12 protein-coding genes are annotated in these 13,157 nt (G+C 66.6%); 8 read left to right on the forward strand and 4 right to left on the reverse strand.

The window, feature by feature from the left end:
• The 8 genes from WS89_RS11145 to WS89_RS11180 form a co-directional block, all read left to right on the forward strand.
• On the forward strand, positions 1–411 hold a 411-nt coding region (locus WS89_RS11145), incomplete at its 5' end, for an aminotransferase class III-fold pyridoxal phosphate-dependent enzyme (protein ID WP_155634563.1).
• A 61-nt stretch (positions 412–472) separates the two neighbouring features.
• The gene (locus tag WS89_RS11150) at positions 473–1,588 is read left to right on the forward strand and encodes a polyamine ABC transporter substrate-binding protein (RefSeq protein ID WP_059790974.1); all 1,116 of its coding nucleotides are present in this window, start codon (positions 473–475) and stop codon (positions 1,586–1,588) included.
• Between the two features lie 186 nt (positions 1,589–1,774).
• A complete protein-coding gene (locus tag WS89_RS11155; RefSeq protein ID WP_059790976.1) occupies positions 1,775–2,929 on the forward strand; it encodes an ABC transporter ATP-binding protein in 1,155 nt (384 codons plus the stop codon).
• Positions 2,930–2,939: 10 nt separating this feature from the next.
• Positions 2,940–3,926, forward strand: coding sequence for an ABC transporter permease subunit (locus WS89_RS11160; RefSeq protein WP_059790979.1), 987 nt, complete (start codon positions 2,940–2,942; stop codon positions 3,924–3,926).
• A complete protein-coding gene (locus WS89_RS11165) occupies positions 3,923–4,762 on the forward strand; it encodes an ABC transporter permease subunit (protein ID WP_034208583.1) in 840 nt (279 codons plus the stop codon). Before WS89_RS11160 ends, WS89_RS11165 begins: the two co-directional genes overlap by 4 nt.
• Before the next feature lie 113 nt (positions 4,763–4,875).
• On the forward strand, positions 4,876–6,459 hold the full coding sequence (locus tag WS89_RS11170) for a DUF3138 family protein (RefSeq protein WP_059790981.1): 1,584 nt from the start codon (positions 4,876–4,878) through the stop codon (positions 6,457–6,459).
• Positions 6,460–6,556: 97 nt separating this feature from the next.
• Positions 6,557–7,861: an NAD(P)/FAD-dependent oxidoreductase gene (locus WS89_RS11175; protein WP_059790983.1), complete on the forward strand. Its 1,305-nt coding sequence runs from the start codon at positions 6,557–6,559 to the stop codon at positions 7,859–7,861.
• 22 nt (positions 7,862–7,883) lie between these two features.
• Positions 7,884–9,185 (forward strand): NAD(P)/FAD-dependent oxidoreductase, encoded by a 1,302-nt coding sequence (locus tag WS89_RS11180; RefSeq protein ID WP_059790985.1) that lies wholly within the window; start codon positions 7,884–7,886, stop codon positions 9,183–9,185.
• Positions 9,186–9,275: 90 nt separating this feature from the next.
• Here the strand turns inward: WS89_RS11180 and WS89_RS11185 are convergent, their stop codons facing one another.
• The 4 genes from WS89_RS11185 to gor all read right to left on the reverse strand — a co-directional run bounded on the left by WS89_RS11185 (position 9,276) and on the right by gor (position 12,988).
• Positions 9,276–9,950: a DUF799 domain-containing protein gene (locus WS89_RS11185; protein ID WP_059500654.1), complete on the reverse strand. Its 675-nt coding sequence runs from the start codon at positions 9,948–9,950 to the stop codon at positions 9,276–9,278.
• Positions 9,951–9,960: 10 nt separating this feature from the next.
• Complete coding sequence (locus WS89_RS11190) at positions 9,961–10,392, reverse strand: DUF4810 domain-containing protein (RefSeq protein ID WP_059500653.1); 432 nt, start codon at positions 10,390–10,392, stop codon at positions 9,961–9,963.
• A gap of 57 nt (positions 10,393–10,449) precedes the next feature.
• Positions 10,450–11,121 (reverse strand): CsgG/HfaB family protein, encoded by a 672-nt coding sequence (locus WS89_RS11195; protein WP_218921295.1) that lies wholly within the window; start codon positions 11,119–11,121, stop codon positions 10,450–10,452.
• A gap of 511 nt (positions 11,122–11,632) precedes the next feature.
• Entirely contained in the window at positions 11,633–12,988 is a 1,356-nt protein-coding gene (gor, locus tag WS89_RS11200) for a glutathione-disulfide reductase (RefSeq protein WP_059790988.1), read from the reverse strand.
• Positions 12,989–13,157: the final 169 nt, after the last annotated feature.

A 13,157-nucleotide genomic window follows, 5' to 3' on the forward strand; every position in this document is an offset into this window, starting at 1 on the left:
ACGTACTCGGGCCATCCGGTGGCGGCGGCCGTCGCGGTCGCGAACCTGAAGCTGCTGCGCGACGAAGGCATCGTCGAGCGCGTGAAGACCGACACCGGCCCGTACTTCCAGGCGCTGATGCGCGAAACCTTCGCGCGTCATCCGATCGTCGGCGAAGTGCACGGCCACGGGATGGTCGCGAGCCTGCAACTGGCCGAAGCGCCGGCCGAACGCCGCCGCTTCGCGAACGGCGGCGACGTCGGCACGATCTGCCGCGACTTCTGCTTCAACGGCAACCTGATCATGCGCGCGACCGGCGACCGGATGCTGCTGTCGCCGCCGCTCGTGATCTCGCGCCAGGAAATCGATGAACTCGTGTCGAAGGCGAAGAAGGCCGTCGATGCAACCGCCCAGCAACTGGGTATTTCGTAACGGCCTTGCCTACGGGCGTGCGGCGGGCGCCGCACGCCGCCACAACCAGGGGAACTCCACCATGCGTGCCTGTATTCTTCGCCAAGCCTGCTCCGTCGCCGCCCTCGCCGCCGCGGCCGCGCTCACGTCGGTCGCCAGCCCGTCGGCGCGTGCCGACGAGCTGAACGTCTACAACTGGTCCGACTACATCGCGCCGGACACGATCCCGAACTTCCAGAAGCAGACGGGCATTCACGTCAAGTACGACAACTACGACAGCGACGACACGCTTCAGGCGAAGCTGCTGGCCGGCAGCTCCGGCTACGACATCGTCGTGCCGACGTCGAACTACATGGCCAAGCAGATCCAGGCCGGCGTGTACCAGAAGCTCGACAAGTCGAAGATTCCGAACCTCGCGAACCTCGACCCGCTGCTGATGAAGATGATCGCCGACGCCGATCCGGGCAACCAGTACGGCGTACCCTGGGCGTACGGCACGGACGGCATCGGCTACAACGCCCAGGCGGTGAAGAAGGTGCTCGGCGACAAGGCGCCCGTCGACAGCTGGGCGCTGGTGTTCGATCCGGCCAACATGGAGAAGCTGAAGAGCTGCGGCGTGTCGTTCCTCGACCAGGCCGTCGACGTGTTCGCCGCCACGCTGCAATACATGGGCAAGGATCCGAACAGCAAGAACCCGGGCGATTACCAGGCTGCATTCGAAGTCCTGAAGAAAGTCCGCCCGTACATCACGCAGTTCAACTCGTCCGGCTACATCAACGACCTCGCGAACAACGACGTGTGCGTCGTGCTCGGCTGGTCCGGCGACGTCGGCATCGCACACCGTCGTTCGGCCGAAGCGAAGCGCTCGTACGACATCAAGTTCGCGAACCCGAAGGAAGGCGGGCTGCTGTGGTTCGATGTGATGGTGATCCCGAAGGATGCGCCGCACCCGGAAGCCGCGATGAAGTGGATCAACTACGTGTCCGATCCGAAGGTCAACGCGGCGATCACCAACACGGTGTTCTACCCGACCGCGAACAAGGCCGCGCATCAATTCGTCACGCCGGCCGTCGCGCAGGACCCGACCGTCTACCCGCCCGAAGACGTGCTGAAGAAGATGGTGCTGATGAAGCCGATGCCGGCCGACATCCTGCGCCTCGAGAACCGTCTGTGGGCTCAGTTGAAGACGGGCCACTGATCGCCGTGCATCGCGGCGGCGCAGGCATCGCGGTACGCCTGCCCGCCTGACATTCGCGGACCTCCGTCCGCCCGCGCGCCGCGCGCGCTGTTCCATCCGGCACGAGCCGTCGTCCGCGAGTCGCGTTGCGCGTCTCGCGTGGGGACGCTCACGCCTGCAATCCGTGAAGAACGAATGGTGACTCCCATGCAATCGATACCCTCTTCCGCTGCCGCACGACAGATCCAACCGGCCACGGCGCCCCGTACGCAAAACGACGCGTTCGTGCGCATCGAAAACGTCGTGAAGAAATTCGGCGACAGCACGGCCGTCGACAACGTGAACCTGACGATCGCGAAGAACGAGCTGTTCGCGCTGCTCGGCAGCTCGGGCTGCGGCAAGTCCACGCTGCTGCGCATGCTTGCCGGGCTGGAAACGGCCACCTCCGGCAAGATCTTCGTCGACGGCGAGGATCTCGCGTCGCTGCCGCCGTACCGCCGCCCCGTCAACATGATGTTCCAGTCGTACGCGCTGTTCCCGCACATGACGGTCGAATCGAACGTCGCATTCGGGCTGAAGCAGGAAGGCACGCCGAAGCACGAGATCAGGGAGCGCGTGGCCGACGCGCTCGCGCTCGTGCAGATGAGCAAGTACGCGAAGCGCAAGCCGCATCAGCTCTCGGGCGGCCAGCAGCAGCGCGTCGCGCTGGCCCGCTCGCTCGTGAAGCGCCCGAAGCTACTGCTGCTCGACGAGCCGATGTCCGCGCTCGACAAGAAGATTCGCCAGAGGACCCAGCTCGAACTCGTGAACATCATCGAGAAGGTCGACGTGACCTGCGTGATGGTCACGCACGACCAGGAAGAGGCGATGACGATGGCGAGCCGCCTCGCGGTGATGAGCGAAGGCAAGATCGTGCAGATCGGCTCGCCCAGCGAAGTCTACGAATACCCAAACAGCCGCTTCTCGGCCGAATTCATCGGCTCGACCAACCTGTTCGAGGGCCGCGTCGTCGAGGACGAGCCCGATCACATCTTCGTCGAAAGCGACGACCTCGAAGCCCGCATGTACGTGAGCCACGGCGTGACCGGCCCGCTCGGGATGCCGGTCGGCATCTCGGTGCGCCCGGAGCGCGTGCACGTGTCGCGCGAGAAGCCGGGCTCGAAGCACAACTGGGCGCGCGGCGTCGTCACCGACATCGCGTACATGGGCAGCTATTCGCTGTACCACGTGCGTCTGCCGAGCGGCAAGACGGTGGTGTCGAACCTGTCGAGCTCGCACCTGATGAACGACGGCGCGCCGGCATGGAACGACGACGTGTTCGTGTCGTGGTCGCCGGCCAGCGGCGTCGTGCTGACGCAGTGAGGACGCCGCGATGAGAACCTCCGCTTCCACGCCTTCCGCGCCGGTGTCGACCGGCGCGCCCGCCGCCACGCCGGCCACCCGGCGCGGCAACCGCTTCGCCGCGCTGTCGCGCTTCCTGCCGTCGGGCCGCAGCGTCGCGATCGGCGTGCCGTTCCTGTGGCTCGCCGTATTCTTCGCGCTGCCGTTCGTGCTGGTGCTGAAGATCAGCTTCGCCGACCAGGTGATGGGCATCCCGCCGTACACGTCGCTCGTCGAGATCAAGGACGGCGTCGTGCACTTCGCGCTGCAACTGTCGCACTACGCGTTCCTGCTGCAGGACGACCTGTACATCGCGACCTATCTCAGCTCGCTGAAGATGGCCGCCGTGTCGACGGTGCTGTGCCTGCTGATCGGCTATCCGATGGCGTACTACATCGCGCGTTCGGAGCCGAACCGCCGCAACGTGCTGATGATGGCCGTGATGCTGCCGTTCTGGACGTCGTTCCTGATCCGCGTGTACGCATGGATCGGCATCCTGAAGGACGACGGCCTCCTGAATCACACGCTGATCGCGCTCGGCATCATCCACACGCCGCTGCGGCTCTATCACAGCGATGCGGGCGTCTACATCGGGATGGTCTATTCGTACCTGCCGTTCATGGTGATGCCGCTCTATGCGCATCTCGTGAAGATGGACCTGACGCTGCTCGAAGCCGCGTACGACCTCGGCGCGAAACCGTGGGCCGTGTTCACTCGCATCACGCTGCCGCTGTCGAAGAACGGGATCATCGCCGGCAGCCTGCTGGTGTTCATCCCGGCGGTGGGCGAGTACGTGATCCCGGAACTGCTCGGCGGCGCCGACACGCTGATGATCGGCCGCGTGATGTGGGATGAATTCTTCAACAACATGGACTGGCCGATGGCGTCCGCGGTGACGGTCGCAATGGTGCTGTTGCTGCTGGTGCCGATGGCGCTGTTCCAGTACTACCAGGTCAAGGAACTGGAGGACGCGAAATGATCAAGCCGAGCAAACCGCTGTCGACGGGCGTTCTCGCCTTCGGCTTCCTGTTTCTGTACATCCCGATCGTCAGCCTCGTCGTGTACTCGTTCAACGAGTCGAAGCTGGTGACTGTGTGGTCGGGCTTCTCGCTGAAGTGGTACGCGGCGCTGCTGGACGACGACGAGCTGCTGACCGCCGCCTGGCTGTCGCTGAAGATCGGCCTGTTGACGGCCACCGCGTCGGTCGTGATCGGCACGTGGGCGGGCTTCGTGCTCGCACGCTTCGGCCGCTTCAAGGGCTTCACGCTGTACACGGGGATGATCAACGCGCCACTGGTGATTCCGGAGGTGATCCAGGGGATCTCGCTGCTCTTGCTGTTCGTCGCGCTGGAACAGATGTTCGGCTGGCCGAAGGGGCGCGGGATGGCGACGATCTGGATCGGCCACGTGATGCTGTGCGTGTCGTACGTGGCGATCATCGTGCAGTCGCGCGTGAAGGAGATGAACAAGTCGCTCGAGGAGGCCGCGCTCGACCTGGGCGCGACGCCGCTGAAGGTGTTCTTCGTGGTGACGCTGCCGCTGATCTCGCAGGCGCTGCTGTCGGGGTGGCTGCTGTCGTTCACGCTGTCGATCGACGATCTGGTGCTGTCGGCGTTCCTGTCCGGGCCGGGGTCGACGACGCTGCCGCTAGTGGTGTTCTCGCGCGTGCGGCTGGGGCTGAACCCGGAGATGAATGCGCTGGCGACGCTGTTCATCACCGCCGTGACGATCGGCGTGATCGTCGTGAACCGGACGATGATCGCGCGCGAGCGGCGCCGGATGGCCGACTTGAAGGCGGCGTTTGCGGCGGCGTGACGGGCCGCCTCCGCTTCGAAGACAACAAGCACTGCAGACAAGCATGACGCGCGGCCTCAGGGGGCGCGCGATTCGATCCCGATTTGACAGGCGCACGACTAGGAGAATCCGCAATGAAGAAGAAACTGATCTGCCTGCTGGTGGCCGGCGCGTTGCCGGGCATCGCGCTGGCCGGTTCCACCTCCGCCGAAATCAAGGCGCTGCAGGCGCAGGTCGCGGCACTGCAGAAACAGATGAAGGCCATGCAGGCGCAACTCGCCGCGAAGCCGGGCGGCACGGCGGTCGCGACGCCCGGCGCGAGCGGCGGCATGGCCGGCGGCGGCGCCGTCGCGGTCGCCGCCGACCCGGGTTCGCCGGATTACGGCAAGGCACGCGCGACGCTGACCAACGACGAGGTCAGCGAAATGAAGCAGCAGATCGCGAACCAGCAACTGAAGGTCGACTCACTGACCGACGCGGCCACCACGGGCCCGCTCGCCGGCCTGTCGGTCACCGGCTACATCGATCCGACCTACATCTACAACCGCGCGGCCGGCACGTCGTCGTTCCTGTTCGCGAACCACGAGAACGCGTACAACTATTTCAACAGCACGTTCGGCGATCTCTACCTCGACATCAAGAAGACGTTCGGCGTCGGCCCGATGGCGCCGTCGGCCGAAATCACGTTGATGCCGAACCGCGGCAACGGCATCACGCTGCTACAGAACTCGCGCGGCTCGATCACCGACAACCTGCTGAACACGGCGGTCGTCAACGTGCCGATCACCGCGGAAACGACGCTGGTCGCCGGCCTGATCCCGAGCTTCGGCGGCTACGAAGTGCAGCAGTCGAACCAGATGCTCACGCTCACGCACAACCTGCTGTACGATTTCTCCGATCCGGGCAGCTACGTCGGTGTCGGCGCGAACTACACGAAGGGCAACTGGGCGTGGAAGTTCTTCCTCGGCAACGAGCAGTACCGCACGTACGGTTCGGTCACGCAGACGGGCACCAATGCGCTCGGCGACCCGATCACCACCAGCAACAAGGTGCCGACCTTCACCGCGCGTGCGGACTACACGTGGTCGAGCGCGCTCGATCTCGGCGGCTCGTTCAACATCGGCCGCCAGACGCTGTCGAGCGCGATCGACGAGAACGGCGTCGTCCACTACGGCCCGGGCGGCGCGGCGCCGAGCGGCTACGGCTCGTTCTTCTTCGGCGAACTCGATGCGACCTACACGCTCGCCGACGTGCAGTACAACGCCGAAGTCGACTACGGCCGGCAGCAGCATGCGGCGTTCAACGGCGGGCTCGCGCAGTGGTACGGGCTGTCGCTGCTCGCGCACCGCAAGTTCAACGCGCCGGTGGTCGGCCGCATGGGCGTGACGCTGCGCTACGACCTGCTCGCGAACTCGAAGAACGGCGGCGGCGGCGGCGGCATCGCGCTGAACGGCAACGGGATGGACCCGAGCAACGGCTTCGGCGTCGATGCGGACTGCCTCGCGATGTCGAAGGCCGGCGGCGGCCTGGGCTTCGAGTGCAAGGGCGCGGTGCGCCAGGACGTCGCGCTCGACCTGCTGTTCTATCCGACCCAGCAGATCACCGTGAAGGTCGAATACCGGCACGACTGGGCGAACAACAAGGTGTTCCTGCGCAACGACGGCTCGTACGGCAAGTCCAACGATCTGCTCGCGACGCAGTTCATCTATTCGTTCTGATGCAGGACGCGCGGGGCGCCGTGCCGCACGCACGGCGTCCCGCGCCGTATTGCGAATGGCTGCGCGCCGTTGCAGCCTTGTCGAGGGAGTCGGTTTCATGACGCAGTCTTTCACCCGCCGCGCCGATGCGCTCGCGCGCGACTCGTACTACGAAGCCACGGCCACGCGGCCCGTCGCCGACGATCCGATGCTCGACGCGGCGATCGACGTCGACGTCTGCGTGATCGGCGCCGGCTTCGCGGGCCTGTCGACGGCGCTCGACTGTCGCGCGCACGGGCTGTCCGTCGCCGTGCTCGATGCACACCGGCCCGGCTGGGGCGCATCGGGCCGCAACGGCGGCCAGGCGATCACCGGCTTCGCGAAAGACGAGGTGATCGAGAAACAGCTCGGCGCCGACGGCGCGCGCGCCGCGTGGTCGCTGTCGCTCGACGGCGTCGCGCTGATCGCCGAGCGCATCGCGCGCTACGGGATCGATTGCGACTTCACGCGCGGCTACCTGACGGTGGCGACGAAGCCGCGCCGCATCGACGATCTGCGCGCATGGATGAACGCCGCGACGTCGCGCTGGGGCCATCCGTCGCTCGCGTGGCTCGATACCGGCGAGATCCAGGCGCGCATTGCATCGACGCGGTACCTGGCCGGCGTGCACGATCCGCTGTCGAGCCATCTGCATCCGCTCAAGTACTGCCTCGGCCTCGCGGATGCCGCGCGCCGCGAAGGCGTCGCGCTGTACGCGCACACGCCGGCACTCGACGTCGTGCGCGGCGCGCGGCCCGTCGTGCGCACGCCGTCGGGCGAAGTGCGCTGCCGTTTCGTCGTGTCGTGCTGCAACGCCGGGCCCGGCGGCGTGCTGCCCGCCGCGACCGCCGCACGCATCGCGCCGATCGCGTCGTACATCATCGCAACCGAGCCGCTCGGCCGCGCGCGCGCCGACGCGCTGATCGCGCGGCGCGAGGCCGTGTGCGACAACAACTTCTTTCTCGACTACTTCCGGCTGTCGGCCGACCACCGGATGCTGTTCGGCGGCCGCGCGAATTCGGCCGGCGCGTCGCCCGCCGCGCTCGCCGAAGCGATCCGGCAGCGCATGGTCGGCGTGTTCCCGCAGCTCGGCGACGTGCGCGTCGAGCACGCGTGGGGCGGCTTCGTCGACGTCACACGCAACCGCGCGCCGGACTTCGGCGCGATCGATCCGAACTTCTTCTACGTCCAGGGTTTCAGCGGACACGGCGTCGCGCTCACGGGAATCGCCGGGCGCGCGGTCGCCGGCGCGATCGTGGGCGACACGCGCGCGTTCGACCTGTTCGCCCGCTTGCGCCATCGGCGCTTTCCCGGCAGCGACGCATGGCGGCAACCCGCGCTCGAACTCGGGATGCTGTACCACCGCGTGCGCGAGCTGTTCTGAACCCTCTTGATACGTGTTCCCCATGCAGACATTCGCCAACCAGCCGCACGTCGCGTCGTACTACGCGGCGACCGCCAACGACACGACCCGCCACGCACCGCTCGCCGGCACGACCGACGCCGACGTGTGTGTGATCGGTGCGGGCCTCACGGGCCTGTCCGCCGCGCTCAATCTCGCCGAGCGCGGCCATTCGGTGGTCGTGCTCGAAGCGTCGCGCGTCGGCTGGGCGGCGAGCGGCCGCAACGGCGGCCAGTTGATCGGCGGCTTCGCGTGCGACATCGACACGTTTGCGCAGTTCATGCCGGAAGCCGACGTGAAGCGGATCTGGGACATGGGGCTCGAAACGCTGTCGCTCGTGAAGTCGCGCATCGCGCAACACCACATCGACTGCGCGCTGGTGCCCGGCTACCTGACCGCGGCCAACACCGAACGCGACGCCGATGCGCTGAAACGGTGGCGCGACGAAGCCGCGAAGCGCTTCGGCTACGACCGCTTCCACTTCGTCGAAGCCGACGAACTCGGCGACTACGTGCAGTCGGCCCGCTATTGCGGCGGCCTGTACGACCCCGACAGCGGCCACCTCCATCCGCTCAACTACACGCTCGGCCTCGCGCGGGCGGCCACCGCTGCCGGCGTGCGCATCCACGAGGACAGTTGCGTGACGCGCGTGCGCGACGTGTCCGGCGGCCACGTCGTCGAGACGAGCGGCGGCAACGTGCGGGCGCGCTTCGTGGTGCTCGCCTGCAACACCTACGTCGGCACGCTCGCGCCCGCGCTGGCGAGGAAGATCATGCCGGTCGGCACCTACGTGATCGCCACCGAGCCGCTCGGCGAAGCGCGCGCCGCCGCGCTGATGCCCGCGCGCGCGGCGATCTGCGACAGCCGCTTCGTGCTCGACTATTTCCGGCCGGCGCCCGACACGCGGCTCGTCTGGGGCGGCAAGGTCAGCTATTCGACGCGCGAGCCGCGCGACCTCGCGGCGGCGATGCGCGCCGACATGCTGAAGACGTTCCCGCAACTCGCGGACGTGAAGGTCGACTATGCGTGGGGCGGCTTCGTCGACATCACGATGAACCGCGCGCCGCATTTCGGCCGCATCGCGCCGACGACGTACTTCGCGCAGGGGTTTTCGGGGCACGGCGTGAACACGACCGCGCTCGCGGGCAAGCTCATCGCCGAGGCGATCGACGGCCAGGCGAGCCGCTTCGACCTGTTCGACAAGATCCGGCATCGCGACTTCCCCGGCGGCGAGGCGCTGCGCACGCCGGCGCTGGTGCTCGCGATGAGCTGGTACCGGCTGCTGGACGCGTTCGGCGTGCATTGAGCGGCGCGCGGCATTGCCGCGCAGAAGCAAAACGGCCGCTCGTTTCGAGCGGCCGTCCGGACGACAGGCGTGGCGTGACGCCGCCGCGCGTCAGTCGGTACCGTACTTCGGCGAGCGCGGCCCGTACAGCAGCCCGTTCGGCGGCCCGGCCGACAGCAGCCGCGTGCTCGTCAGCCCGGCGACGTCATGCGCTTCGTCGGTCAGCGAATGCGCGACCTGCTTGACGGCCGCCTGCACGAGCGCCCCGACGATCCCGAACGTATTGACGCTCATGTTGTTGCCGACTTCCTTGCCGGTCGCCCGACCCTCGCCCTGCCACAGCACGTCGCCGCTCTTCAGGTCGACGAGCTTTGCCGACGCGGAAACGATCGTCGTGCTGTCGATCAGTTGATAGACGGAGCCGTACTGCGTGACCTTCGAATACAGCGCGGCGTCCGCGCCGAAGATCTCGCGCAGTTTCGCCGGCGACGTAGCCTGGATATCGGTCGCGTTCGTCAGGCCGTTCTGCTTGAACGTCTCGTCCATCACCGCAACGGGCACCACGTAGTAGCCGGACTCGGCGAGCGGCAGCGTCATCTGCGACAGCACGCCGTAGGTTGCGCCGACGTCGGTGGTTTCGTTGACCGGCGGCAGCACGAGGATAGAACGCGGCTGGCTCTTCTTGAACGCCGTGTAGTCGGGACGTTGTACCGGCTGTGCACACGCGCTCAGCAGCGCGGCGATCGACAGCACGGACAGCAGCTTGAATGAAAGTGTCTTGAACATGGCAGGCGTGTCACTGTTTGGCGGAATTCGAATCGGCATTCTTCTGACCGGCAACGGTCTGGCCGGCGGCGGCCGGATTCGCGGTTTTCGATGCACCGGCCTTCTTCTTCATCAGGAAATCCATAAACGCCGTGGATTCCGGGAACAGTTGCTTCTCGGCCTGCAGCTCCTGCTCGGCCTGCTGCTCGTTGCCGACGCTCGCATACAGCATCCCGAGATGCGCATGGAAACCCGGCGGCGGCGTATGGCCCTTCGCGCGGATCTCCTGCAGCGCTTTTTCGAGCGCATCGATCTGCTGCTGCGGCGCTTGCTGCCCCTTGAAGTATTCGTACACCTGCGGCTGATAGCCGGTCCACTGATACAGCGGCGGCGTGGTCGGCGCCGCGCAGCCCGCGAGCAGCAATGCAGCCGCCGTCGCCGGCAGCCAGATTCCCCGTTTCATGGTCTTGTCTCTTCTGGTGAGTGAAATGATTCGTGCGTGTCGTATCGCGCGCGGCATTTACTGCGCCGCCTTCAGCGCGCCGGCGTCGACCTGGTCGACGAGATGGTTCACGGCCTCCTGGATCGCGAGGTCCAGCACCTTGCCGTTGAGCGTCGAGTCGTAGCCGGCCGTGCCGCCGAAGCCGATCACCTCGCGGTTCGACAGGCTGAACTCGCCTGCGCCCTGGCTCGATGCGACGACTTCCGACGTGGTCGTGTCGACGATGTTCAGGTTGACCTTCGCGTACGCGACCTGTGTCTTGCCGCGGCCGAGAATGCCGAACAATTGATGATCGCCGACGTCCTTGCGACCGAACTCGGTCACGTCGCCCGTCACCACGTAGTTCGCGCCCTTCACGGCCTGCGCCTTCTTCATGAAGCCGGCTTCCTGCTTGATCTCGTCGAGGTTCTCGCGATCGAGCACGTTGAAGCGGCGGCTCTGCTGCAGGCGCGTGACGAGGATCGTCTTCGCCTGTCCGCCGAGGCGGTCGATGCCGTCGGAGAAGATGCCGCGCATGTAGCTCGAACGGTTGTCGAACTTGCCGACGGCGATCGCGACGGGCTTGCCCGCGTACGGCTTCTGCGCGCTGCTGACGGCCGGCACGTCGAGCGTGCGCGACGATTCGGTCGCGCAGCCGGACAGCGCCGCGACGACCGCTGCCGCCACGAGGACGGTGCGTCGTGTCTGAATGTTCACTGCTGGTCTCCTTGCTGGAAAAGATGCCGCTGCGCGAGGCTCATGCACGCGCTCATCGCCGGTTCGGCGATCGCGGCAAGTCAGGGAAGGGGGCGCGCAACGGGTGCGTTACGGCAAAAGACGGTGGGGAATGCGATGCGCGCCTGGATCGCGCACACGAATGATTTCGTTATTCTGGTTACTGCACTGTTGATCGCGCATGGTCGGCCCCGTATATGATTTTTCGCGATCATATCAAGCCTGTTTATCAAGACGGAGTATCTTGATAATAATTGACGATTTTCGCACTTATATTAAATACGCCGCTTATTCGTGCGCGAAGCGTTGCACGCGTGGGCTCGCGCGGCACGCGACCGGTCTGCGCCGGTCTTCCGTGTCGATATCGCCGGATTGACGATCGATCCGGCGATATCGACACACGTCATTCGCGCCGTCGATCCGAACGGCCGATATCCCGACAATAAGCCGTCCGGCATTCCAGCCGCACACGCGCATACGGTTTCCGCTAATCGGCCACTTTCTGTCGCATCGTCACGAATTCCTCGGCCGCGGTCGGATGAATGCCGATCGTGTCGTCGAACTGCGCCTTCGTCGCGCCCGCGCGGATCGCGATCGCGATGCCCTGGATGATCTCGCCCGCATCGCGGCCGACCATGTGCGCACCGACCACGCGCTGACTGTCGCGCGCGACGACGAGCTTCATCAGCGTGCGCTCGTCGCGGCCCGACAGCGTGTGGCGCAGCGCCTTGAACGACGTGCGGTAGATATCGACGTCGCCGTGCGCGTGCCGCGCATCGGCTTCGCTCAGGCCGACCGTCGCGACCTCCGGCTGGCTGAACACGGCCGACGGCACGTACGCGTGATCGACCGCGACGCGCGACCCGCCGAACAGCGTGCGCGCGAGCAGCCCGGCGTCGCGCGTCGCGACCGGCGTGAGCTGCGGCCGCGACGTGACGTCGCCGATCGCGTGGATCGACGGCACCGACGTCGCCGAATACGCATCGACGGCAATCGCGCCGCGCGCATCGAGCAGGATGCCCGCCTGCTCGAGCCCGAGCCCGTCGACGTTCGGCACGCGGCCCGTCGCATAGAGCACCTGATCGTACGGCCCGTGCCGCACGTCGCCGACGTGCACGAAAAGCGCGCCGTCGCTCGCGCGCTCGATCGATCCGATCACCGCGCGCGCATGAATCGCGACGCCCTGCTTGGTCATCTCGTCGGTCAGGAACCGGCGCACGTCGTCGTCGAAACCGCGCAGGATTTGGTCGCCGCGATAGAACACGTCGACGTGGCTGCCGAAGCCGTTGAAGATGCCCGCGAACTCGACCGCGATATAGCCGCCGCCGACCACCGCGATACGCCTGGGCAGCGCCGCGAGCGACAACGCCTCGCGCGACGTGATCGCATGCTCGATGCCGGGCCGCGGCGGCAGCGACGGCCGCGAGCCGGTCGCGATCGCGATGTGGCGCGCGCGGAACGTGCGTGCGCCGATCGCGACCGTGTGCGCATCGACGAGCGTCGCGCGGCCGGCGTGCATCTCAACGCCCGATTGCAGCAGCAGGTTGATGTAGATGTCGCTCAGCCGGTTGATCTCGCGATCCTTCGCGGCGATCAGCGCCGGCCAGTCGAGCGTGCCGGCGCCGAAGGTCCAGCCGAAGCCCTTCGCGTCGTCGACTTCGTGCGGGTAGTGCGATGCGTAGACCAGCAGTTTCTTCGGGATGCAGCCGCGCAGCACGCAGGTGCCGCCGATCTGCTCTTCTTCCGCGATGCCGACGCGTGCGCCGTACGACGCGGACATGCGCGCGAGCCTCACGCCGCCCGAGCCGGCGCCGATGACGAACAGGTCGTAGTCGAAATCCATCGCATCCCCTCATCGCAGTTCGAATGGAGGCACGATAGCAAGATTCGGGAATTCGTGCGGCGCATGGCGCGTGTCGCGCGCCCAATAAAAAACGGCGAGAGACGACGCCTCTCGCCGGTCAAACCGGCCGGCGGTTGTGCCATGCGTCACCGATCGACCGCATGCCCGA

This window comes from Burkholderia sp. MSMB1072, from assembly GCF_001524725.1.
Lineage (GTDB): Bacteria > Pseudomonadota > Gammaproteobacteria > Burkholderiales > Burkholderiaceae > Burkholderia.